The following is a 22,055-nucleotide window of genomic DNA, read 5'->3' as shown; positions in this document are numbered from 1 at the left end:
AGCAGTGGCTAAGGAAAAATTCGAACGTTCCAAACCGCACGTCAACGTCGGCACCATCGGTCACGTCGACCACGGCAAGACTACCCTGACGGCGGCCCTGACTCGCGTTTCTGCCGAGGTGTTCGGCGGTGACTGGCGTGAGTTCGACACCATCGACAATGCTCCGGAAGAGCGTGAGCGTGGTATCACCATCGCCACCTCTCACGTCGAGTATCAGTCCGAGGAGCGTCACTACGCTCACGTCGACTGCCCGGGACACGCTGACTACGTCAAGAACATGATCACCGGTGCTGCCCAGATGGACGGCGCTATCCTGGTCTGTTCCGCTGCTGACGGCCCCATGCCGCAGACTCGCGAGCACATCCTGCTGTCTCGTCAGGTTGGCGTTCCGTTCATCGTCGTGTTCCTGAACAAGGCCGACATGGTCGACGACGAAGAGCTGCTCGAGCTGGTCGAGATGGAAGTTCGTGAACTTCTGTCCGAGTACGACTTCCCGGGCGACGACACTCCGATCATCACCGGCTCTGCCCTGATGGCTCTGGAAGGCAAGGACGACAACGGCATGGGTACTACCGCCGTTGCCAACCTGATCAAGGCTCTGGATGCTTACATCCCCGAGCCGGAGCGTGCTGTCGACCAGCCGTTCCTGATGCCGATCGAAGACGTGTTCTCCATCTCTGGTCGCGGTACCGTTGTGACCGGTCGTGTCGAGCGCGGCATCGTCAAGCCGGGCGAAGAGATCGAGATCGTTGGTATCAAGGACACCACCAAGACTACCGTTACCGGTGTCGAGATGTTCCGTAAGCTGCTCGACGAAGGTCGTGCTGGCGAGAACGTCGGTGCCCTGCTGCGTGGTACCAAGCGTGACGAAGTCGAGCGTGGTCAGGTTCTGGCCAAGCCGGGCACCATCACTCCGCACACCCAGTTCGAGGCGGAAGTGTACGTGCTGAGCAAGGACGAGGGTGGTCGTCACACTCCGTTCTTCAAGGGCTACCGTCCGCAGTTCTACTTCCGTACCACCGACATCACCGGTACCTGTGAACTGCCGGAAGGCGTCGAGATGGTCATGCCGGGCGACAACGTCCAGATGGTCGTCAACCTGATCGCTCCGATCGCCATGGACGAAGGTCTGCGCTTCGCCATCCGCGAAGGCGGCCGTACCGTCGGCGCTGGCGTCGTGGCCAAGATCCTGGTCTAAATCAGACCGGTGATCACCGAAGGGGGCTCCGCAAGGAGCCCCCTTTTCTGCGCATCGTCATTGAGGGTTTGACTCTCGATGGCGCGGCGCATATAATGCGCATCCTTTGAATGCGTGGGTTGACGGCTCGCGCCGTCAAGTTCCATTGGAGTTAGGGCAAATGCAGAACCAGAAGATTCGCATTCGGTTGAAGGCTTTCGACCATCGCCTGATCGACCAGTCCGCCGCGGAGATTGTTGAAACCGCCAAGCGTACCGGCGCCCAGGTTCGTGGTCCGATTCCTCTGCCGACCAATCGCGAGCGTTACACCGTGCTGGTTTCCCCGCACGTGAACAAGGACGCCCGTGATCAGTACGAGATTCGTACCCACAAGCGTGTGCTCGACATCGTCGAGCCGACCGAGAAGACCGTTGATGCCCTGATGAAGCTCGACCTCGCCGCTGGCGTGGACGTGCAAATCAAGCTCGACTGATATCACTAGACACTCGCGGCCCAGCGTCCCTCTCATCCAGTAGAGGTTCAGCAGCCGCCACGCCGGGATGGCGTTACACAACGTGCTAGTGGAATGCTCTGGAAAGGGCAGCCATAGCGGGTGATAGCCCCGTACACTAAAGGAGACTAAGCATGACTATCGGTTTGGTCGGTAGGAAGGCCGGCATGACCCGTGTCTTCACCGAAGACGGCGCGTCTGTGCCCGTAACCGTTATCGAGGTTGATCCCAACCGCGTGACCTGCGTGAAGTCTGTCGAATCCGACGGCTACGCCGCGGTCCAGGTGACAACCGGCTCCCGCAAAGCCAAGCATCTGTCCAAGGCCCAAGCTGGCCTGTACGCCAAGGCAGGTGTCGAGGCTGGTCGTTCCCTGATGGAGTTCCGCCTGAGCGAAGGCGACGAAGCTCCGGAAGTGGGCGGCGAACTCACCGTATCCCTCTTCGAAGCTGGTCAAAGCGTTGACGTGACCGGCACCTCCAAGGGTAAGGGCTTCCAGGGTGCAGTGAAGCGCTGGAACTTCCGTACCCAGGACAACAGCCACGGTAACTCTCTGTCCCACCGTGCTCCGGGTTCCATCGGCATGTGCCAGACCCCGGGCCGCGTGTTCAAGGGCAAGAAGATGGCCGGCCAGATGGGCAACGCACGTTGCACCGTTCAGAGCCTGGAAATCGTCCGTGTCGATGCCGAGCGCAACCTGCTGCTGATCAAAGGCGCCGTTCCTGGTGCTACCGGCAGTGATGTCATCGTGCGCAGCGCCGTCAAAGCTGGCTGAAGGGGAACTTTCCAATGAATCTGAATCTTGCAGGTGCAAGCGCCGGGACCGTTGAGCTGTCCGACGCTACCTTTGGCAAAGAATTCAACGAAGCGCTCGTGCACCAGGTCGTCACCGCCTATCTGGCTGGTGGTCGTCAGGGCACCCGCGCCCAGAAGAACCGCTCCGACGTCCGTGGCGGCGGCAAGAAGCCGTGGCGCCAGAAGGGCACCGGTCGCGCTCGCGCCGGTACCATTCGCTCGCCGATCTGGCGCAGCGGTGGTGTGACCTTCGCGGCCCGTCCGCAGGACCACTCCCAGAAGGTCAACCGCAAGATGTACCGTGCGGCCATGCGCTCGATTCTGTCCGAGCTGGTCCGTCAGGAGCGTCTTGTTGCCGTTGATGCCTTCTCTGTCGAGTCACCCAAAACCAAGCAGCTGGTCGCCAAGCTTTCCGACCTGGGCCTGGAGAAGGTGCTGATCGTCACCGAAGAAGTCGACGAGAACCTGTACCTGGCAGCCCGCAACATCCCCAACGTGGATGTGGTGGACGTCGCCGCCGCCGACCCGGTCAGCCTGGTCGCCTTCGACAAGGTCCTGGCTACCGTCTCCGCACTGCGCAAATTCGAGGAGAAGCTGGCATGAACCAGGAGCGTGTATTCAAGGTTCTGCTTGGTCCGCACGTGACCGAGAAGGCCGCCATGGCCGCCGAGCGTAACCAGTACGTGTTCAAGGTGGCGAGTGACGCAACCAAGCCCGAGATCAAGGCTGCCGTCCAGGAGCTGTTCGGCAAGAAGGTCGATCGCGTTTCTGTTCTGAACGTGAAGGGCAAGACCAAGCGCACCGCGCATGGTGTTGGTATGCGCAAGGGTTATCGCAAGGCGTACGTGACACTGGCCGCCGGCGAGACGCTTGAAGACTTCTCTGGCGCCGAGTAAAGGCAGGAGTACGGATCATGGCAATCGTCAAGACAAAACCCACATCCGCCGGTCGTCGCCACGTCGTCAAGATTGTTGGTGAGGAACTGTACAAGGGCCGCGCTTACGCGCCGTTGCTCGAGAAGCAGTCCAAGTCCGGTGGTCGTAACAACCAGGGTCGCATCACCACTCGCCACGTCGGCGGTGGTCATCGCAACCACTATCGGATCATCGACTTCAAGCGCACCAAGGATGGCGTTCCGGCCATCGTCGAGCGCCTGGAGCATGACCCGAACCGTAGCGCCCACATCGCGCTGCTGAAGTACATCGACGGTGAGCGTCGCTACATCATCGCCCCCAAGGGCGTGAGTGCCGGTGATCGCCTCGAGTCCGGCGTCAATGCGCCGATCAAGAAGGGCAACGCACTGCCGCTGCGCAACATCCCGCTGGGTTCCACGGTGCACTGCATCGAACTGAAGCCTGGCAAGGGTGCTCAGATCGCACGCAGCGCCGGTACCAGCGCCCAGCTGGTGGCTCGTGAAGGCAACTACGCCACCTTGCGTCTGCGCTCCGGCGAGATGCGCAAGGTGCTGGCCGAGTGCCGCGCGACCCTGGGTGAGGTGAGCAATTCCGAGCACAGCCTGCGTCAACTTGGCAAGGCCGGTGCAAAGCGCTGGAGAGGTGTGCGCCCGACTGTTCGCGGTGTCGCGATGAACCCGGTGGATCACCCGCACGGTGGTGGTGAAGGCCGCACCAGCGGTGGTCGTCATCCGGTGTCCCCGTGGGGTATGCCCACCAAGGGCCACAAGACCCGCAAGAACAAGCGCACCGACAAGCTGATCGTCCGCCGCCGCAAGGCTCGCGGTTAAGATCCCACGCCAAGACATTAAGAGGTAACGGCTGTGCCACGTTCACTGAAGAAAGGTCCTTTTGTAGACCTTCATCTGCTGAAAAAGGTTGAGACTGCAGCGGAAAAGAACGATCGCAAACCGATCAAGACCTGGTCGCGTCGTTCAATGGTCCTGCCCAACATGGTCGGGCTCACCATTGCAGTCCATAACGGTCGCCAACACGTCCCGGTGCACGTCTCCGAGGAAATGGTTGGCCACAAGCTGGGCGAATTCGCTGCTACCCGCACCTATCGCGGCCATGCGGCGGATAAGAAAGCCAAACGGTAAGCCAGAGAGGATTAAGAGATGGAAGTCACAGCAAAGCTGCGTGGCGCCAGTTTATCCGCCCAGAAGGCCCGTTTGGTGGCTGATCAGGTGCGCGGTAAGCCTGTCGCCGAAGCAATCGACCTGCTGACCTTCTCACCGAAGAAGGCGGCCAAGCTGGTCAAGAAGGTGCTGCAGTCCGCCATCGCGAATGCGGAAGAAAACAACGGCATGGACATCGACGAGCTGCGCGTCTCGACCATCTGTGTCGATGAGGGTACGACGCTCAAGCGCATCCGTCCGCGCGCCAAAGGCCGTGCGGATCGCATTTTGAAGCGCACTTGCCACATCACCGTCAAGGTAGCCGAGAAGTAGGAGTCGACCAGATGGGTCAGAAAGTCAATCCGACAGGCATCCGACTGGGTATCGTCAAAGACCATACCTCTGTCTGGTACGCCGAGCGCGGCGCCTATGCCGATAAGCTCAACAACGACCTCGCGGTGCGTAGCTTCCTGGAAGAGCGTCTGAAAAACGCCTCCGTTAGCAAGATCACCATCGAGCGTCCCGCGAACAACGCGCGCATCACCATTCACACTGCCCGTCCGGGTATCGTGATTGGCAAGAAGGGCGAAGATGTCGATCGCCTGCGTCGCGACGTTACCGAGATGATGGGCGTGCCTGTTCACGTCAACATCGAGGAAGTTCGCAAGCCCGAGCTGGATGCTCAGCTCGTCGCACAGAACATTGCCGGCCAGCTCGAGCGCCGTGTGATGTTCCGTCGCGCCATGAAGCGCGCTGTCCAGAACGCCATGCGTCTGGGCGCTGGCGGCATCAAGGTGCAGCTCTCCGGTCGCCTCGGCGGCGCGGAAATTGCCCGCACCGAGTGGTACCGCGAAGGTCGTGTTCCGCTGCATACCCTGCGTGCGGACATCGATTACGCCACCTACGAAGCCAAGACCACCTACGGCATCATCGGTGTCAAGGTCTGGGTCTTCAAGGGTGAAATCCTCGGGGGCATCGAGGAGGTCCGCGCCAAGGCGAAGCAGAGCCAGGCAGCGCCCTCCAAGAAGAAAGGTTCCAGGTAAGGGGAGAGCGATTCGATGTTACAACCCAAGCGTACAAAATTCCGTAAGGTGCAGAAGGGCCGCAACCGTGGCCTGGCGCATCGCGGAAGCAAAGTGAGCTTCGGCGAGTTCGGCCTCAAGGCCACCGGCCGCGGTCGTGTCACCGCCCGTCAGATCGAAGCTGGCCGTCGTGCCATCACCCGTCACGTCAAGCGTGGCGGCAAGATCTGGATCCGTGTCTTCCCGGACAAGCCGATTTCCAAGAAGCCCCTGGAAGTCCGGATGGGTAAAGGTAAGGGCTCCGTCGAGTACTGGGTCGCACAGATCCAGCCCGGTCGTGTCCTTTACGAGATCGAAGGCGTTTCCGAGGAACTGGCCCGCGAAGCTTTCGCACTGGCCGCCCAGAAATTCCCGGTCTCCACCACCTTTGTGAAACGGACGGTGATGTGATGAAAGCCCAGGAAATTCGTGAAAAGTCCGCCGAGCAGCTCAACGAGCAGCTCCTCGAACTCCTCCGCGAGCAGTTCAACCTGCGCATGCAGAAGGCCACCGGCCAGCTGAGCCAGACTCATCTGCTCAAGCAGGTTCGTCGGGATATCGCCCGCGTGAAGACTGTGCTCAACGAGAAGGCAGGTGTCTGAGATGGCCGAAGAGAAAAAAGCCCGTACGCTCACCGGCAAGGTGGTGAGCGACAAGATGGACAAGTCCATCGTTGTAATGATCGAGCGTCGTGAGCGCCACCCGATCTACGGCAAATACGTTAAGCGCTCCACCAAGCTGCACGCCCACGACGAGACCAACCAGGCCAAGGCCGGTGACACGGTATCCATCCAGGAATGCCGTCCGCTGTCCAAGAAGAAGGCCTGGACCCTGGTCGAGGTTGTCGAACAGGCCAAGGGTTAAGGCCACGGCCTTAACCTCGTGCAGTCAGTTTAGGTTTGGAGAAAACCGATGATTCAGACTCAGACAATGCTGGATGTCGCCGACAACAGCGGAGCGCGCCGGGTGCAGTGCATCAAGGTGCTGGGTGGTTCACACCGCCGCTACGCTCGCGTTGGTGACGTCATCAAGGTCACGGTGAAGGAAGCTATTCCGCGCGGCAAGGTCAAGAAAGGCCAGGTGCTGAAAGCGGTAGTTGTCCGGACCCGCAGTGGCGTCCGTCGCAGCGACGGTTCGCTGATTCGCTTCGATGGAAATGCGGCCGTCTTGTTGAACAACACCAACGAGCAGCCGATCGGTACCCGTATCTTCGGGCCGGTGACGCGTGAACTTCGCAACGAGAAGTTCATGAAGATCATTTCCTTAGCGCCTGAAGTGCTGTAAGGGAGCGAGGCGACATGCAAAAGATCAAACGTGATGATGAAGTGATCGTCATCGCCGGCAAGGACAAGGGTAAGCGCGGTACCGTGAAGCGCGTCCTCAAGGACGAGCGGTTCGTGGTAGCGGGTGTGAACATGATCAAGCGTCACACCAAGCCAAACCCCATGGCCGGCAATCAGGGCGGTATCGTCGAGCGCGAGGCTCCGATTCACGCGTCCAACGTAGCCATCTTCAATCAGGAGACCGGTAAGGCGGATCGCGTCGGCTTCCAGATCAAGGAAGACGGTACCAAGGTACGTATCTACAAGTCGACGCAAGCGCAGATCGACGCCTAACGCGAGTCGGGTAGCAAAATGGCGAACTTGAAAGAACGTTATCAAAACGAGGTGGTGGCTCAACTGAAAGAGCAGTTCAGCTACGCCAACGTTATGCAGGTACCCCGGATCACCAAGGTGACTCTGAACATGGGTATCGGCGAAGCGACCAGCGATAAAAAGCTGATCGACGCTGCCGTCGGCGACCTGGAGAAGCTCTCCGGTCAGAAGCCGATGGTGACCAAGGCACGTAAGTCCATCGCGGGCTTCAAGGTGCGTGAAGGCTGGCCGATCGGCGTGAAGGTCACACTGCGCAGTGAGCGTATGTGGGACTTCCTCGATCGCCTGGTGAATATCGCGATCCCCCGCGTTCGTGACTTCCGTGGTCTCAACCCGAAGTCCTTCGACGGTCGTGGCAACTACAGCATGGGGGTGCGTGAGCAGATCATCTTCCCGGAGATCGAGTATGATAAGATCGACCGGATTCGTGGTCTGGATGTCACCATCACCACCACTGCCAACACCGATGACGAAGGTCGTGCGCTCTTGAGTGCACTGAACTTCCCGTTCAAGAAATAGGGGTGGGATCATGGCAAAGAAGAGCATGATTGAGCGTGAGCTGAAGCGCACGCAACTGGTTGAGAAGTATGCTGCCAAGCGTGCCGAGCTCAAGGCGATCATCCAGGACGTGAACAGCTCCGATGAGGAGCGCTTCGATGCGCAGCTGAAGTTGCAGTCGCTGCCGCGTGACTCCAGCCCCGTGCGTCAGCGTAACCGCTGCCGCGTGACTGGCCGTCCGCACGGCTACTACAACAAGTTCGGCCTCGGTCGTAACAAGCTGCGTGAAGCCGCCATGCGTGGCGACGTGCCCGGGCTGAAGAAGTCCAGCTGGTAACGCCACGTAGAATCATCAGGAGCGCAAGTTAAATGAGCATGCAAGACACTCTGGCGGATATGTTTACCCGTATCCGCAATGCGCAGCAGGCCACCAAGGAGACGGTCACCATGCCGTCCTCCAAGATCAAGGTTGAAGTGGCCCGCGTGCTGAAAGAAGAGGGTTACATCACTGACTTCGCCGTGAGCGAATCAGCCAAGCCCGAGCTGACCGTCAGCCTCAAGTACTTCGAAGGCAAGCCGGTCATCGAGCATCTGCAGCGGGTTTCCAAGCCGTCCCTGCGTAGTTACAAGGGCAAGGATGCGCTGCCGAAGGTCGCCGATGGCCTGGGTGTCGCGATCGTCACCACCTCCAAGGGTGTGATGACCGATCGTGCCGCGCGTCAGGCTGGTGTCGGCGGCGAAGTCCTCTGCACCGTATTCTAGGAGTTTGGAATGTCCCGCGTAGCCAAATATCCGGTTAAAGTGCCCGCTGGCGTCGAGGTCAAGATCGACGGCGCCACGCTGACCGCCAAAGGCGGTCAGGGCACCCTCTCCATGCCCGTTCACGACGATGTCGTGGTCGCGCAGGAAGATGGCCAGCTGACCTTCCAGCCGAGCAAATCTGCTAAGAGCTGGGCCATGGTCGGCACCACCCGTGCCCTGGTTCAGAACCTGGTCACCGGCGTGTCCGAGGGCTTTACCAAGTCTCTCGAAATCATCGGCGTCGGTTATCGCGCTCAAGCGAAAGGCCAGACGCTCAACCTGACACTGGGCTTCTCTCACCCGGTCGACTATCAACTGCCTGAAGGTGTCACGGCGGAAACGCCGAAGAACACCGTCATCGTGCTGAAGAGCGCGGACAAGCAGAAGCTCGGCCAGGTCGCAGCGGAAATCCGCGCTTTCCGTCCGCCTGAACCCTACAAGGGCAAGGGTGTGCGTTACGCGGATGAGCAGGTCCGCCGTAAAGAAGCCAAGAAGAAGTAAGGCAGGGTTATGAACGCGAAGAAAGAATCTCGTCTCCGTCGTGCCCGCCGCGCTCGCGCGAAGATCCGCGAGCTGGGCGTGTCTCGCCTGTGCGTCAATCGTACCCCCCGTCACATCTACGCGCAGATTATCTCGCCGGATGGTGGCAAGGTCCTGGCCAGCGCTTCCACGCTGGACAAGAGCCTGCGCGAGGGTTCGACCGGCAATGCAGACGCCGCAGCCAAAGTTGGTGCGCTGATCGCTGAACGCGCCAAGGAAGCGGGCATCACCCAGGTGGCCTTCGACCGCGCTGGCTTCAAGTACCACGGTCGTGTGAAGGCCCTGGCCGACGCCGCACGTGAAGGCGGCCTGGAATTCTAAAGGGTTTTACGATGGCGAAGAACGAACAGCAAAACGGCGATCTGCAGGAAAAGCTCGTGCAGGTCAACCGTGTCGCCAAGGTGGTCAAGGGTGGCCGTATTTTCGGCTTCACCGCTCTGACTGTCGTGGGCGACGGTAACGGTCGCGTTGGCTTCGGTCGTGGCAAGGCACGTGAAGTGCCGGTCGCGATTCAGAAGGCGATGGACCAGGCGCGCCGCAACATGATCAAGGTGAACCTGGTCGGCGGTACCCTCCAGTATCCGGTCAAGGCTCGTCATGGCGCCTCCAAGGTGTACATGCAGCCGGCCTCTGACGGTACTGGTATCATCGCCGGCGGCGCCATGCGCTCCGTGCTGGAATTGGCCGGCGTGCACAACGTCCTGGCCAAGTGCTATGGCTCCACCAATCCGGTGAACGTGGTCCGTGCGACCGTGAATGGCCTGGCTTCCATGCAGTCGCCGGAAGACGTGGCCGCCAAGCGCGGTCTCTCAGTCGAAGCGATCACGGGGTAATACACCATGGCAGCTACGATCAAGGTTACCCAGACCCGCAGCACCATCGGCACGTTGGCCAAGCACAAGGCCACCATGAAGGGCCTCGGCCTGCGCCGCATCGGTCACACGGTTGAACTGGAAGACACCCCTGCCGTTCGCGGCATGATCCACAAGGTCAACTACCTTGTGCGTGTTGAGGGAGAGTAATCCATGAAACTTAACAGCCTGAGCCCGGCACCGGGCTCCAAGCACGCTGAAAAGCGCGTCGGTCGTGGCATCGGTTCCGGTCTGGGCAAGACCGGCGGCCGTGGCCACAAGGGCCAGAAGTCGCGCAGCGGTGGCAGCGTGAAGCCCGGCTTCGAGGGCGGTCAGATGCCCCTGCAGCGTCGTCTGCCGAAGTTTGGTTTCACCTCCGCCAAGTCTTTGGTTTCCGAGGAAGTCCGCCTGGCCGAGCTGGCCAAGGTCGCGGGTGACGAAGTCACCCTGGAAAGCCTCAAGGAAGCCAATGTGCTGAAGGACTCCACGCAGCATGCGAAGGTGATCCTTTCCGGCGATCTGAACAAGGCGGTCACCGTTCGCGGTCTGCGGGTCACCAAGGGTGCCCGCGCAGCGATCGAAGCCGCCGGTGGCAAGGTAGAGGACTAAATGGCCAAGTCAGGAAACATGCCGGCGATGGGCAGCGGTCTGAGTGAACTGTGGGCGCGTCTGCGCTTCGTGCTCCTCGCCATCGTGGTCTACCGTATCGGTGCCCACATACCCGTTCCCGGTATCAATCCTGACCAGCTTGCTGCCTTGTTCAGGGAGCAGCAGGGCACCATCCTGGGCATGTTCAACATGTTCTCGGGCGGTGCCCTGGAGCGCATGAGTATCCTCGCCCTCGGCATCATGCCGTACATCTCGGCGTCGATCATCATGCAGCTCCTGACCGCCGTCTCGCCCCACCTCGAGCAGTTGAAGAAGGAGGGCGAGAGCGGCCGCCGCAAGATCAGCCAGTACACGCGCTACGGCACGGTGGTGCTGGCCCTGGTTCAGGCCACCGGCATGTCCGTGGGTCTGGCCAGCCAAGGCATTGCCTATACGGCCGATCTCAGCTTCTATTTCACCGCGATCATCACCTTCGTGAGTGGCGCGGTGTTCTTGATGTGGCTGGGTGAGCAGATCACCGAGAAGGGCATCGGCAACGGCATTTCGCTGCTGATCTTCGCGGGTATCGTCGCCGGCCTGCCCGGAGCTGTGGCTCAAGCCTTCGAGCTTGCCCGCAACGAGGGCGCGTGGAATGTGTTGCCGCTGTTGGCGCTTAGCCTTCTGGGTATCGCCACCGTGGCGTTCGTCGTGTTCATCGAACGCGGCCAGCGCCGGATCACGGTGAACTACCCGCGCCGCCAGGTAGGCAACAAGATGTATGCAGGGCAGAGCAGCTACCTGCCGCTCAAGGTCAACATGGCGGGTGTCATTCCGGCCATCTTTGCCTCGAGCATCCTGTTGTTCCCCGCCTCCCTCGGTCAGTGGGTAGGTGCGGGCGACGGCATGGAATGGTTGCAGCGCGCGTCCCAGGCGTTGGCCCCAGGTCAGCCCCTTTATATCTTGCTTTTCGCGGCGGCGGTGGTATTCTTCTGCTTCTTTTACACAGCGCTGGTCTTCAACCCCAAGGATGTGGCCGACAACCTCAAGAAGTCGGGTGCCTTCCTGCCGGGGATTCGTCCTGGCGAGCAGACCGCTCGTTATGTCGACAAGGTCATGACTCGTCTGACCCTGTTCGGCGCTCTCTACATCACTGCGGTTTCCCTGATGCCCCAGTTCCTGATCGTAGCGTGGAACGTGCCGTTCTTCTTTGGCGGTACCTCGCTGCTGATCGTGGTCGTGGTCATCATGGACTTCATGGCCCAGGTGCAGTCGCACCTCATGTCGCACCAGTATGAGTCGGTGATGAAGAAGTCCAACCTGAAAGGCTACGGTAGCGGCGGCATCATGCGCTAAGGCGCCGCAGGCCGATTTGGCACGCCGCAAGCCGATTTTGGAGAGAACGATGAAAGTTCGAGCTTCCGTGAAGAAAATGTGCCGCAATTGCAAGATCATTCGTCGCAATGGCGCTGTTCGCGTCATCTGCACCGAGCCGCGGCACAAGCAGCGCCAGGGTTGATCCTGGCCTGAATTGAACCGGGTGCTGGCATACCCCTTGCCCTAATGACGGGAAGGGGGTATGCTATTGCGCCTTTTGTAGTTGATTAACCGAGCAAGCCGCTCAAACTTCGGAGTAAGCTGATGGCCCGTATTGCAGGCGTCAATATCCCGGACAACAAGCATGCGGCGATCTCGCTGACCTACATCTTCGGGATTGGCCGTACTCGCGCACAGGAAATCTGTGAAGCGACCGGCATCGCGCCGACCACCAAGATCCAGGATCTGTCATCTGAAGAGATCGACAGCCTGCGTAGTGAAGTCGGCAAGTATACCGTTGAAGGCGACCTTCGTCGTGATGTGACGCTGAACATCAAGCGTCTCATGGACTTGGGTTGCTACCGTGGTCTGCGTCATCGTCGTGGTCTTCCGATGCGCGGTCAGCGCACCAAGACCAACGCGCGTACCCGTAAGGGACCGCGTAAGCCGATCCGCAAATAACACGCACGTTCTGGCGTAAAGACAGGAATTGACATCAACATGGCTAACCCGCGTAGCAACCGTAAAAAGGTTAAAAAGCAGGTAGTGGATGCCGTTGCGCATATCCATGCCTCTTTTAACAACACGATCATTACGATCACAGACCGCCAGGGCAACGCTCTTTCTTGGGCGACAGCCGGTGGTTCGGGTTTTCGTGGTTCTCGCAAGAGCACCCCGTTCGCTGCTCAAGTGGCAAGCGAGCGTGCAGCAACTGCTGCAGCCGAGTATGGTGTGAAAAACGTCGACGTGCTGGTCAAGGGCCCCGGTCCTGGCCGTGAATCCGCCGTGCGTGCACTCAACGCCGCCGGCTTCCGCGTGCAAAGCATCACCGACGCGACGCCCATTCCCCACAATGGCTGCCGTCCGCCGAAGAAACGCCGCGTTTAAGGAGACAGATTCATGGCTCGTTACATTGGACCGAAGTGCAAACTGTCTCGCCGGGAAGGTACCGACCTCTTCCTCAAGAGCGGTGTCACTCCCTTCGAGAAAAAGTGCAAATCCGAACAGATTCCGGGTGTGCACGGCCAGCGCCGTCAGCGTCTTTCCGACTACGGCTTGCAGCTTCGCGAGAAGCAGAAAGTACGTCGCATGTACGGCGTACTCGAAAAGCAGTTCCGCAACTACTACAAGGAAGCCGCCCGCCTGAAGGGTGCGACCGGTGAGTTGTTGCTGCAGCTGCTTGAGTCCCGACTGGACAACGTCGTCTACCGCATGGGCTTTGGCGCCACTCGCTCCGAGGCTCGTCAGCTGGTAAGCCACAAGGCGATTGCCGTCAACGGCAAGACCGTCAACGTGGCCTCCTACCAGGTCAAGCCCGGCGACGTGGTATCCGTTCGTGAAAAGGCCAAGCAACAGGCGCGTATCCAGAACGCCCTGAGCATCGCCGCCAACCGTGGCGACGTGGCCTGGATCGAACTCGACGCCAAGAAGATGGAAGGCACCTTCAAGGCCCTGCCTGAGCGCGGTGACCTGACTGCCGACATCAACGAGCAACTGATCGTCGAGCTGTACTCGAAGTAAGCGGTCCGTCCGCGCCGCCCTCCTCCGGGAGGGCGGCGGTTATTACCGAGTATTCGTTTGGCAGCCTGAAAGGTGTTCATATGCAGCGTTCAGTGACAGAGTTTCTCCGTCCTCGCGACATCAAGGTCGAAGAGATCAGCGCACACCACGCAAAGATCGTGCTCGAGCCGTTCGAGCGTGGCTTCGGCCACACGTTGGGCAATGCTCTGCGTCGTATCCTGCTCTCGTCCATGCCCGGCTGCGCCGTGGTGGAGACCGAGATCGCTGGTGTCGACCATGAGTACAGCGCGATCGAGGGTGTCCAGGAAGATGTCATCGAAATCCTCCTGAACCTCAAGGACGTGGCGATCAAGATGCACAGCCGCGACGAGGCGATGCTCTCGCTGAACAAGCAGGGCCCGGCCGTCGTCACCGCTGGTGACATCGCCGTCGATCACGACGTCGAAGTGGTCAACCCCGAGCACGTCATCGCCCACGTCAATGAAGGCGCCGAGCTCAAGATGCAGCTGAAGGTGGCCCGTGGTCGCGGCTATGAGCCTGCGGATGTCCGCAGCGAAGCCGACGACGAGACACGCGCCATCGGCCGTCTGCAGCTGGATGCGACCTTCAGCCCCGTGCGCCGCGTTTCCTACAGCGTCGAAGCCGCCCGCGTCGAACAGCGCACCGACCTCGACAAGCTGATCATCAACCTGGAAACCGACGGCACCCTGGATCCGGAAGAGGCGATCCGTCGCAGCGCGACCATCCTGCAAGAGCAGCTGGCAGCGTTCGTCGACCTGGAAGCCGACAAGGAACAGGAAGTGGTCGAGGAAGAGGATCATATCGATCCCATCCTGCTGCGCCCCGTAGACGATCTCGAGTTGACCGTTCGTAGCGCCAACTGCCTGAAAGCCGAGAATATCTACTACATCGGCGATCTGATTCAGCGCACCGAGGTGGAGCTGTTGAAGACCCCGAACCTCGGCAAGAAGTCCTTGAACGAGATCAAGGACGTGTTGGCTGCTCGTGGTCTGTCCCTTGGCATGCGGCTTGAAAATTGGCCGCCGGCTAGCCTGAAGGACGACAAGGCCACCGCCTAAGCGTCGGCTCGAGTCCCAGTTTGGTAAGGAATCACAACCATGCGTCATCGTAAGAGTGGTCGTCACCTCAATCGTACCAGCTCGCACCGCCAGGCCATGTTTCGCAACATGAGCGTGTCGCTGGTCGAGCACGAAGTGATCAAGACAACCCTTCCCAAGGCCAAGGAGCTGCGTCGTCATATCGAGCCGCTCATCACCCTGGCCAAGGAAGACAGCGTCGCCAACCGGCGTCTGGCCTTCAGCCGTACCCGCTCGAAGGAAGCGGTCGGCAAGCTCTTCAACGAGCTGGGTCCGCGTTACGTCGAGCGTCCGGGCGGTTACGTCCGTATTCTCAAGTGCGGTTTCCGCACCGGCGATAACGCCCCCATGGCCTACGTCGAGCTGGTCGATCGCCCCGTCGTTGAAGAAGAGGCCGTCGGCGAGGAGTAATCCTTTCGACAGCGCTTCGACACGACGCGAAACCGACACCTCCGGGTGTCGGTTTTTTTATGTCTGTCATTTGTCGACGGGACTCTTGGGCATGATGGTCGGAAGCTGGGCCGGCCCGAGAGGGCTGGCATCCAGGGGCAGCGATGACATAAGCGCCAGGGCTGTGTGTCCGCACGGCGTGGCTTCCCCTATGCTGTCAGTCAGGGACAAGGTATCGGGGGAAGGCATGCAAAGGACGTGGCAGAGGCTGTTGTCGATGCTGGTGCTGTCGCCAGTCATCGCCGTGGCGCAGACGCCGGGCGATCCAGAAGAAGCGGGCAAGGAGGCTGCCCAGGCGTCATCATTGGCCGAGGTGGGGGGCAGTGCGGCGCCCACGGTCGCCGCAGCCGAGGTGCGCGACTGCTTTGTACAGATGGGCCAGGGGGCGGTGGGTGACTGCATCGGACTCGCCGCCGACGCCTGCCAGCAGACCCCGGGCGGGGCCACGACCCTGGGCATCGTCGATTGTCTGGCCCAGGAGACCCGGGTCTGGGATGAACTGCTCAACGCCCAGTATCAGGAGCTGCGCGCGTTGATGCGCGAGCAGGACGAGGGGAATCCTGACGTGGGTATCTCCCGGGTGGACGCGCTAAGAGACGTGCAGCGCGCCTGGATCACCTTTCGCGACGCCGAGTGCGGCTACGCCTATGCCCGCTATCAGGATGGCACCATCCGCAGCGTCGTCGCCGCCGCCTGTCAGCTTGAACAGACCGCCCAGCGGGCGCTTACCTTGAAGGGCATCCTGCACGAGAGCAGTCTTTAGGCGTGCGCCTTGCCGCCACCCAGCGATCGCGGCCGCGTCTTCCTGTGGTTTACTGGACGCTTTGACTGAGGCGCTGATCGATCCAGCGGGCCAGGTCGCCCAGCGCGTTCAGGGCGCCTTCTCGGGTATAGGGGTGGGGCCAGGCATCGAGGACCAGATAGCGCTTGTTGCTTTCAAACCTGAAGTCTTTAGGTTCGCCATCGCGATAGAAGGAGCAAGCATCGCTGCAGGTGTCCGGAACGGTGCTCATGAAGTCCTCGGCGATGTCCTCTAGATCTGCAGAAGTAGCCTGCCGGTCGATGTAGCCTCTGACGTAGAAGCCGATACTTTCGCTGTCGGCAGCGTCAGACTCCGAGGTGGGGTAATAGACCAGGCAGGCCTGGTTGTTATGCCCTTCCCAGTGGGGGAAAGAGAAGCGGAGTACCCGCTGTTCGTCACGCCAGGTGCTGCTCGACTTGATGATCTCGTTTTCCGAAATATCCAGAGTGGACGCCAACGTGCGAGTGCACTGCTGAACCAGTTCGCTTTCCAGTAGTCCGAGTTTCCTCGCCGCCTGCTTGAGTTGAGCGAAGTGCTTGAGGGCGAACGTGAGTTCCTTGTCGTCCATGATCATGGCCTTGTCCTGGTGGGCGATGGCGTGCAGGTGCTGCAACAGTTCCTGATAGAAGACCTGCCATTTGGTAAAGGTGCTGGTGGCGACTTCCTCGCCGAATCGCTCTCGAGCGGCGGTGATCAACTCGTCGTAGGAGACGCATACCCAGTCGACGGGGACATCGTCCCGCTGGGTCAGGGGGCTCAGTACGCAGCGGACCTGATAGGGCTGCTGATAGGCGTCAATCATGGCGGCGTAGGTAGTGAAGGGGTTGTATGACGCCGACGCCCATACCTTGTGTTCGATGCCGATCACAAAGCTGTCGCTCGAGATGACCAGATCGAGCCGCTTGTCGTTGCCATCCCGAACGTCCGACGACGGGACTTCGCGCTCGACCGAGAGGCTGTCCCAGTCAGTGCACAAGAGCAGGTCGTCTTCTAGCTCACCCGGGAAAGCGCCCTTTTTCAGAAGGCACGCCACTAGCGCCTTGGCCAGCCACCTTGGGGCGCCTTCGTGGCTACCCATGAAGATCGCCATCAGGTCCGACAGTCGGTTCTCGTGTTGCCCCGGCCCTGAAATGGAAAAAAGGTTGGGCTCTGGCGGCGCCGGCGGGGGCATCTGCTCCATCCTTTCGAATAGCGCTTCCAGTGCGCGATGCTCATCATCAAGTGATGGCTCCTTGTTCTCGTGTGGCATGGCGGACCTCCCTGTGTGGGCAAACCGATGATTGTGTGTCTCAGCATATCGAAAGGTGGAGGCACAAAAAGTGATCGAGTTCAGGTGCCAGTCTTCTATTGGTGTTGATATCTGGTATTCAGATGACAACGGCAGTCGCAGGATGAGGCCGCGCCTGTTCCCCGTGATAAAAGTGCGCGACGCCTGGAAGATAAAAGGGGAAGGCCTTCCCCTTTTTTCATTTGCCTTATCTCGGGCGTCTTGCGTTGGCGATGTTGCGACACCCGCTCGTTGTGTTCCGAGGCGTCCTCAGGCGGTCGCGGTTTCCTTGTCGCCCTTGCGCGAGGTGGGGGCGGCGCGTTTGAGCAGCGGCTTGAGGAAGCGCCCGGTGTGGGAGACCTCCATCTCGGCGAGCTGTTCCGGGGTGCCCTCGGCGATGATGCGTCCACCGCCGGACCCGCCCTCCGGGCCCAGGTCGATCAGCCAGTCGGCGGTCTTGATCACGTCAAGGTTGTGCTCGATGACCACCACGGTGTTGCCGTGGTCGCGCAGCCGGTGCAGGACCGTCAGCAGCTGGCGGATGTCCTCGAAGTGCAGGCCGGTGGTGGGCTCGTCGAGGATGTACAGGGTCTTGCCGGTATCGCGCTTGGCCAGCTCCCGGGCCAGCTTGACCCGCTGGGCCTCGCCGCCGGACAGGGTGGTGGCGCTCTGGCCCAGGCGGATGTAGGTCAGGCCCACGTCGACCAGGGTCTGCAGACGACGGGCGATGGCGGGCACCGGGCTGAAGAACTCCAGCGCCTCCTCCACGGTCATCTCCAGCACCTCATCGATGGTCTTGCCCTTGTAGTGGATATCCAGGGTCTCGCGGTTGTAGCGCTTGCCCTTGCACACGTCGCAGGGCACATAGATATCCGGCAGGAAGTGCATCTCGACCTTGATCATGCCCTCGCCCTGACACGCCTCGCAGCGCCCGCCCTTGACGTTGAACGAGAAGCGGCCGGGCTTGTAGCCGCGTGAGCGCGCCTCCTGGGTGCCGGCGAACAGTTCGCGAATGGGGGTGAAGATGCCGGTGTAGGTCGCCGGGTTGGAGCGCGGCGTGCGGCCGATCGGGCTCTGGTCGATGTCGATGATCTTGTCGAGCTGATCGAGCCCCTCGATGCCGGTGTAGGGCGACGGCGTCAGGGTAGTGGCCTTGTTCAGCTCGCGCGCGGCGATCGGCATCAGGGTCGAGTTGATCAAGGTCGACTTGCCCGAGCCGGACACCCCGGTGACGCACACGAACAGCCCCAGCGGCAGCTCCAGGGTGACGTCCTGGAGGTTGTTGCCCGAGGCGCCGGTGAGCTTGAGCATCTTTTCCGGGTTGCCGGGGATGCGCCAGGGCGGTACCTCGATGGCGCGGGTACCGGACAGGTACTGACCGGTCAGCGAGGCCGGGTTGGCCATGACCTCCTCCGGGGTGCCCTCGGCGACGATCTCGCCGCCATGGACACCGGCGCCGGGGCCGATGTCGAGGACATGGTCGGCGGCACGAATCGCGTCCTCGTCGTGTTCGACCACGATCACCGTGTTACCCAGGTCGCGCAGGCGTTCCAGGGTCTGCAGCAGGCGGTCGTTGTCGCGCTGGTGCAGGCCGATGGAGGGCTCGTCGAGGATGTACATCACGCCCACCAGGCCGGCACCGATCTGGCTGGCCAGGCGGATGCGCTGGGCCTCGCCACCGGACAGGGTCTCGGCGCTGCGCTCCAGGTTGAGGTAGTCGAGGCCGACGTTGACCAGAAACTCGAGTCTGGCCGAGATCTCGTTGAGGATCTTCTCGGCGATCTCGCCGCGCCGACCAGGCAGGCTCAGTTCACTGAAGTAGCGCTGGGCGTCGCCGATCGGCAGGCGCACCACCTCGGGCAGAGTGGTGTCGTCGACGAACACGTGGCGGGCTTCCTTGCGCAGGCGCGAGCCCTCGCAGGTGCGGCAGGGCTGCACCGCGATATAGCGGGCGAGTTCCTCGCGGACCATGCTCGACTCGGTCTCGCGGTAGCGGCGCTGCATGTTCGGCAGCACGCCCTCGAAGGGGTGCTCGCGGGTGACCTTCTTGCCACGATCATTGACGTAGCTGAAGGCGATGTCGTCCTTGCCGCTGCCGTTGAGGATCACCTCGCGCTCGTGGCGGGCCAGATCCTGCCACGGGGTCTCCAGGGTGAAGCGGTAGTGCTCGGCCACCGACTTCAGCTGGTTGAAGTAGTAGACGCTGCGCCGGTCCCAGCCCTTGATCACGCCTTCCGCCAGGGACAGCTCCGGGTGGCTGATCAGCTTTTCCGGGTCGAAGAACTGCTGCACCCCCAGGCCGTCGCAGGTGGGGCAGGCGCCGGCCGGGTTGTTGAACGAGAACATCCGCGGTTCGAGTTCGGCGATGGAGTAGCCGCAGACCGGACAGGCGAAGCGTGCCGAGAACGCCATGTCGTCCTGTTCACCGTCCATGAAGTGGACCATGGCGGTACCGTCGGCCAGACCCAGGGCGGTCTCGAAGGATTCCGCCAGGCGCTGCTCGAGGCCTTCGCGCACCTTGATGCGGTCCACCACCACGCTGATGTCGTGCTTGCGGTTCTTGTCCAGCGGGCGCACGTCGTCGAGTTCCAGCACCTGGCCGTCGACCATGGCGCGTACAAAGCCCTGGGAGCGCAGCTCCGCCAGCAGCTGCAGGTGCTCGCCCTTGCGTCCGCTGACCACCGGGGCCAGCAGCATCAGCTTGCTGCCTTCCGGCAGCGCCATCACCTGGTCGACCATCTGCGAGATGGTCTGGGCCTCGAGGTCCTCGCCGTGTTCCGGGCAGCGTGGGGTGCCGGCACGGGCGAACAACAGGCGCAGGTAATCGTAGATCTCGGTGATGGTGCCGACGGTGGAACGCGGGTTGTGGGAGGTGGACTTCTGCTCGATGGAGATCGCCGGCGACAGCCCCTCGATATGGTCCACGTCGGGCTTTTCCATCATCGACAGGAACTGGCGCGCATAGGTGGACAGCGACTCCACGTAGCGGCGCTGCCCCTCTGCGTAGAGGGTATCGAAGGCCAGCGACGACTTGCCGGAGCCAGACAGCCCGGTGACCACGATCAGCTTGTCACGGGGTAGTTCGACGTCGATCTGCTTGAGGTTGTGGGTGCGGGCACCCCTGACCAGAATCTTGTCCATTCCCACCTCGAAGACGCGGCAAAAGGTCGATTATACGTGGCCGGTCGCCCGGCCGGCAAAGCCACCGGTGAAAAGACGCTTGTGAAATGACTCGAGTGTCGGCATTTTCTGGATCGCCCCCAGGCGCTAGAATATGCGGTCCACCTTCGGGGCTCTCTCCCCGCTCTCAAGCCGGAATTCGTTCATGTCCAAGGCCAGACTCTTGTTAGCCTCCGAGCGGCGCGCCATCGTCGGTCTGGCGGGGCTCTACGCCACACGCATGCTCGGGCTGTTCATGGTGTTGCCCGTACTCGCCCTCAACGCCGACCACCTGGTCGGGGCCACCCCTCTGTTGGTGGGGCTGGCGCTCGGCGTCTATGGCCTGACCCAGGCGGTACTGCAGATTCCCTTCGGTCTGCTGTCGGATCGCATCGGGCGCAAGCCGGTGATTGCTGCTGGCCTGGGGTTGTTTTTGATCGGCAGCGTGGTCGCCGCTCAGGCGGACTCCATCGCCATGATGATTGTCGGTCGCAGTCTGCAGGGCAGCGGTGCGGTGGCCGCCGCCATCATGGCGCTTCTGGCCGACCAAACCCGCGAGCAGGTTCGCACCGCCGCCATGGCGACCATCGGTCTGTCGATCGGCGTGGCCTTTGGCGTCGCCATGGTGCTCGGCCCGCTGGTGGCCAGCCACTTTGGCCTGGCCGGGGTGTTCTACTTCACCGCCCTGCTGGCGGCGCTGGGGATGCTGGTGCTGTGGAAGCTGGTGCCGCCGGCGCCGCGCCGTCGCGGCCATCGTGACGTCGGCCTCGACCGCGGGCAGCTCGCCAGCATCCTCGGGCGCATGGACCTGTGGCGCATGGACGCCTCCATCTTCAGCCTGCACCTGATCCTGATGGCGATCTTCACCGCGGTGCCGTTCAAGCTGGTCGATGCCGGCGTCGTCGAAGCCCGCCATGGCCTGGTCTACCTGGTGGTGATGGGACTGTCCTTCGTCGCCATGGTGCCGCTGGTGATCGTGGCCGAGAAGAAGCGCAAGATGAAGCTGATGTGCCTGGGTGCCATCGCTACCATCACCCTGAGTCTGGTCGGGCTGGGCCTCGCCGGTTCGGGCCTGGTAGCCCTGGGCGCCTGGCTGCTGGCCTTCTTTACCGCCTTCAACCTGCTCGAGGCCACCCTGCCGTCGATGATCAGCAAGCTGGCGCCGGCCGGGGCCAAGGGCACGGCCATGGGGGTCTATTCCACCAGCCAGTTCCTGGGGGCCTTCCTCGGTGGCGTGATGGGCGGCTTCCTGGCGCAGCAGTTCGGGCTGTCGGCGGTGTTCCTGGGGGCAGCGCTGCTGGGGCTTGGCTGGTTCGTGCTGATGCTCGGCATGCGCGCGCCGCGCCACCTGTCCAGCGAGGTGGTGGCCCTGGCCGACGAGCACGAGAGCGATACCCTGGACAACCTGATGGCGCGCTTTGCCGCCGTCGCCGGGGTCGAGGACGTGCTGGTGGTGCCGGAGGAGCGGCTGGCCTACCTGAAGGTGGATCGTGCCACCCTGGACACCGAGGCGCTGGCGCGGCTGACCCGTTCTTCGACCCAGCGCTCCTAGGTAGCGGTAGATAGTTGCGGTAGATAGCCGCGGTAGATAGCCGCGGCAGATAGTCGCGGCGCCTGGTGTCGGCACCTTGTCGCGACATCACGTCGCCGCACACTGTCTGCGCTCGAGTGCCGAGCCGT

The 22,055-nt window shown here is 61.6% G+C and carries 33 protein-coding genes; 31 read left to right on the top strand and 2 right to left on the bottom strand.

Translation table 11 applies throughout. The features are described from left to right. Positions 1–4 precede the first annotated feature (4 nt). The 30 genes from tuf (at position 5) to NFH98_RS18220 (ending at position 15,910) form a co-directional block, all read left to right on the top strand. Positions 5–1,198: an elongation factor Tu gene (gene tuf, locus NFH98_RS18365; RefSeq protein WP_045990863.1), complete on the top strand. Its 1,194-nt coding sequence runs from the start codon at positions 5–7 to the stop codon at positions 1,196–1,198. Between the two features lie 160 nt (positions 1,199–1,358). Then, positions 1,359–1,670, top strand: a complete 312-nt coding sequence (gene rpsJ / locus NFH98_RS18360) for a 30S ribosomal protein S10 (RefSeq protein ID WP_045990862.1) — start codon at positions 1,359–1,361, stop codon at positions 1,668–1,670. Between the two features lie 152 nt (positions 1,671–1,822). Next, positions 1,823–2,461: a 50S ribosomal protein L3 gene (rplC, locus tag NFH98_RS18355; protein ID WP_045990861.1), complete on the top strand. Its 639-nt coding sequence runs from the start codon at positions 1,823–1,825 to the stop codon at positions 2,459–2,461. A 14-nt stretch (positions 2,462–2,475) separates the two neighbouring features. Then, positions 2,476–3,084 (top strand): 50S ribosomal protein L4, encoded by a 609-nt coding sequence (gene rplD, locus NFH98_RS18350; protein WP_045990860.1) that lies wholly within the window; start codon positions 2,476–2,478, stop codon positions 3,082–3,084. Then, positions 3,081–3,377: a 50S ribosomal protein L23 gene (rplW, locus tag NFH98_RS18345; protein WP_045990859.1), complete on the top strand. Its 297-nt coding sequence runs from the start codon at positions 3,081–3,083 to the stop codon at positions 3,375–3,377. Before rplD ends, rplW begins: the two co-directional genes overlap by 4 nt. 17 nt (positions 3,378–3,394) lie before the next feature. Beyond that, positions 3,395–4,225 carry a 50S ribosomal protein L2 gene (gene rplB / locus NFH98_RS18340; RefSeq protein ID WP_108133879.1) on the top strand — a complete coding sequence of 277 codons (831 nt, stop codon included), beginning with the start codon at positions 3,395–3,397 and terminating at the stop codon, positions 4,223–4,225. 33 nt (positions 4,226–4,258) lie between these two features. Continuing rightward, the gene (gene rpsS / locus NFH98_RS18335) at positions 4,259–4,534 is read left to right on the top strand and encodes a 30S ribosomal protein S19 (RefSeq protein ID WP_045990857.1); all 276 of its coding nucleotides are present in this window, start codon (positions 4,259–4,261) and stop codon (positions 4,532–4,534) included. A gap of 18 nt (positions 4,535–4,552) precedes the next feature. After that, the gene (rplV, locus tag NFH98_RS18330; RefSeq protein WP_045990856.1) at positions 4,553–4,885 is read left to right on the top strand and encodes a 50S ribosomal protein L22; all 333 of its coding nucleotides are present in this window, start codon (positions 4,553–4,555) and stop codon (positions 4,883–4,885) included. A gap of 11 nt (positions 4,886–4,896) precedes the next feature. Then, the gene (gene rpsC / locus NFH98_RS18325; RefSeq protein WP_045990855.1) at positions 4,897–5,595 is read left to right on the top strand and encodes a 30S ribosomal protein S3; all 699 of its coding nucleotides are present in this window, start codon (positions 4,897–4,899) and stop codon (positions 5,593–5,595) included. A 15-nt stretch (positions 5,596–5,610) separates the two neighbouring features. Beyond that, the gene (gene rplP / locus NFH98_RS18320) at positions 5,611–6,024 is read left to right on the top strand and encodes a 50S ribosomal protein L16 (RefSeq protein WP_045990854.1); all 414 of its coding nucleotides are present in this window, start codon (positions 5,611–5,613) and stop codon (positions 6,022–6,024) included. Continuing rightward, entirely contained in the window at positions 6,024–6,215 is a 192-nt protein-coding gene (gene rpmC / locus NFH98_RS18315; protein ID WP_045990853.1) for a 50S ribosomal protein L29, read from the top strand. The genes rplP and rpmC overlap by 1 nt, the downstream gene beginning before the upstream one ends. A 1-nt stretch (position 6,216) precedes the next feature. Further along, positions 6,217–6,477, top strand: a complete 261-nt coding sequence (rpsQ, locus tag NFH98_RS18310; protein ID WP_045990852.1) for a 30S ribosomal protein S17 — start codon at positions 6,217–6,219, stop codon at positions 6,475–6,477. Between the two features lie 48 nt (positions 6,478–6,525). After that, positions 6,526–6,897 (top strand): 50S ribosomal protein L14, encoded by a 372-nt coding sequence (gene rplN / locus NFH98_RS18305; RefSeq protein WP_009723896.1) that lies wholly within the window; start codon positions 6,526–6,528, stop codon positions 6,895–6,897. A gap of 14 nt (positions 6,898–6,911) precedes the next feature. Next, positions 6,912–7,229: a 50S ribosomal protein L24 gene (gene rplX / locus NFH98_RS18300; protein ID WP_045990851.1), complete on the top strand. Its 318-nt coding sequence runs from the start codon at positions 6,912–6,914 to the stop codon at positions 7,227–7,229. Positions 7,230–7,247: 18 nt separating this feature from the next. Continuing rightward, entirely contained in the window at positions 7,248–7,787 is a 540-nt protein-coding gene (gene rplE, locus NFH98_RS18295; RefSeq protein WP_045990850.1) for a 50S ribosomal protein L5, read from the top strand. A gap of 10 nt (positions 7,788–7,797) precedes the next feature. Then, positions 7,798–8,103: a 30S ribosomal protein S14 gene (rpsN, locus tag NFH98_RS18290; RefSeq protein WP_045990849.1), complete on the top strand. Its 306-nt coding sequence runs from the start codon at positions 7,798–7,800 to the stop codon at positions 8,101–8,103. A gap of 32 nt (positions 8,104–8,135) precedes the next feature. Beyond that, the gene (gene rpsH, locus NFH98_RS18285; protein ID WP_045990848.1) at positions 8,136–8,528 is read left to right on the top strand and encodes a 30S ribosomal protein S8; all 393 of its coding nucleotides are present in this window, start codon (positions 8,136–8,138) and stop codon (positions 8,526–8,528) included. 9 nt (positions 8,529–8,537) lie between these two features. Then, a complete protein-coding gene (rplF, locus tag NFH98_RS18280; RefSeq protein ID WP_045990847.1) occupies positions 8,538–9,068 on the top strand; it encodes a 50S ribosomal protein L6 in 531 nt (176 codons plus the stop codon). A 9-nt stretch (positions 9,069–9,077) separates the two neighbouring features. After that, entirely contained in the window at positions 9,078–9,428 is a 351-nt protein-coding gene (gene rplR, locus NFH98_RS18275; RefSeq protein WP_045990846.1) for a 50S ribosomal protein L18, read from the top strand. 11 nt (positions 9,429–9,439) lie between these two features. Beyond that, on the top strand, positions 9,440–9,940 hold the full coding sequence (gene rpsE, locus NFH98_RS18270) for a 30S ribosomal protein S5 (RefSeq protein ID WP_045990845.1): 501 nt from the start codon (positions 9,440–9,442) through the stop codon (positions 9,938–9,940). A 6-nt stretch (positions 9,941–9,946) separates the two neighbouring features. Further along, positions 9,947–10,129, top strand: coding sequence for a 50S ribosomal protein L30 (rpmD, locus tag NFH98_RS18265; RefSeq protein WP_045990844.1), 183 nt, complete (start codon positions 9,947–9,949; stop codon positions 10,127–10,129). Between the two features lie 3 nt (positions 10,130–10,132). Beyond that, positions 10,133–10,567: a 50S ribosomal protein L15 gene (gene rplO, locus NFH98_RS18260; RefSeq protein ID WP_045990843.1), complete on the top strand. Its 435-nt coding sequence runs from the start codon at positions 10,133–10,135 to the stop codon at positions 10,565–10,567. After that, on the top strand, positions 10,568–11,899 hold the full coding sequence (secY, locus tag NFH98_RS18255; RefSeq protein ID WP_045990842.1) for a preprotein translocase subunit SecY: 1,332 nt from the start codon (positions 10,568–10,570) through the stop codon (positions 11,897–11,899). 49 nt (positions 11,900–11,948) lie between these two features. Further along, positions 11,949–12,062 (top strand): 50S ribosomal protein L36, encoded by a 114-nt coding sequence (gene rpmJ, locus NFH98_RS18250; RefSeq protein ID WP_031384759.1) that lies wholly within the window; start codon positions 11,949–11,951, stop codon positions 12,060–12,062. Between the two features lie 122 nt (positions 12,063–12,184). Continuing rightward, positions 12,185–12,541 carry a 30S ribosomal protein S13 gene (gene rpsM / locus NFH98_RS18245; RefSeq protein ID WP_045990841.1) on the top strand — a complete coding sequence of 119 codons (357 nt, stop codon included), beginning with the start codon at positions 12,185–12,187 and terminating at the stop codon, positions 12,539–12,541. Between the two features lie 39 nt (positions 12,542–12,580). Further along, on the top strand, positions 12,581–12,967 hold the full coding sequence (gene rpsK, locus NFH98_RS18240) for a 30S ribosomal protein S11 (protein ID WP_013331014.1): 387 nt from the start codon (positions 12,581–12,583) through the stop codon (positions 12,965–12,967). A gap of 12 nt (positions 12,968–12,979) precedes the next feature. Continuing rightward, entirely contained in the window at positions 12,980–13,600 is a 621-nt protein-coding gene (gene rpsD, locus NFH98_RS18235; protein ID WP_045990840.1) for a 30S ribosomal protein S4, read from the top strand. Between the two features lie 80 nt (positions 13,601–13,680). Further along, entirely contained in the window at positions 13,681–14,679 is a 999-nt protein-coding gene (locus tag NFH98_RS18230; RefSeq protein WP_108133880.1) for a DNA-directed RNA polymerase subunit alpha, read from the top strand. A gap of 39 nt (positions 14,680–14,718) precedes the next feature. Then, entirely contained in the window at positions 14,719–15,108 is a 390-nt protein-coding gene (gene rplQ, locus NFH98_RS18225) for a 50S ribosomal protein L17 (RefSeq protein ID WP_045990838.1), read from the top strand. A 226-nt stretch (positions 15,109–15,334) separates the two neighbouring features. Then, entirely contained in the window at positions 15,335–15,910 is a 576-nt protein-coding gene (locus NFH98_RS18220; RefSeq protein ID WP_108133881.1) for a lysozyme inhibitor LprI family protein, read from the top strand. A gap of 49 nt (positions 15,911–15,959) precedes the next feature. Here the strand turns inward: NFH98_RS18220 and NFH98_RS18215 are convergent, their stop codons facing one another. Continuing rightward, positions 15,960–17,198, bottom strand: coding sequence for a PDDEXK-like family protein (locus tag NFH98_RS18215; RefSeq protein ID WP_348827180.1), 1,239 nt, complete (start codon positions 17,196–17,198; stop codon positions 15,960–15,962). A gap of 288 nt (positions 17,199–17,486) precedes the next feature. Next, on the bottom strand, positions 17,487–20,357 hold the full coding sequence (gene uvrA, locus NFH98_RS18210) for an excinuclease ABC subunit UvrA (RefSeq protein WP_045990837.1): 2,871 nt from the start codon (positions 20,355–20,357) through the stop codon (positions 17,487–17,489). Positions 20,358–20,541: 184 nt separating this feature from the next. Between uvrA and NFH98_RS18205 the strand changes: the two genes are divergently transcribed. After that, positions 20,542–21,927: an MFS transporter gene (locus NFH98_RS18205; protein ID WP_108133424.1), complete on the top strand. Its 1,386-nt coding sequence runs from the start codon at positions 20,542–20,544 to the stop codon at positions 21,925–21,927. Positions 21,928–22,055 lie beyond the last annotated feature (128 nt).

Source organism: Halomonas sp. H33-56 (assembly GCF_040147035.1).
In the GTDB taxonomy this organism is placed as follows: domain Bacteria; phylum Pseudomonadota; class Gammaproteobacteria; order Pseudomonadales; family Halomonadaceae; genus Halomonas; species Halomonas litopenaei.
The sequence above is the reverse complement of the archived record's forward strand: the minus strand, read 5'-3'. Positions and strand labels throughout refer to the sequence as shown.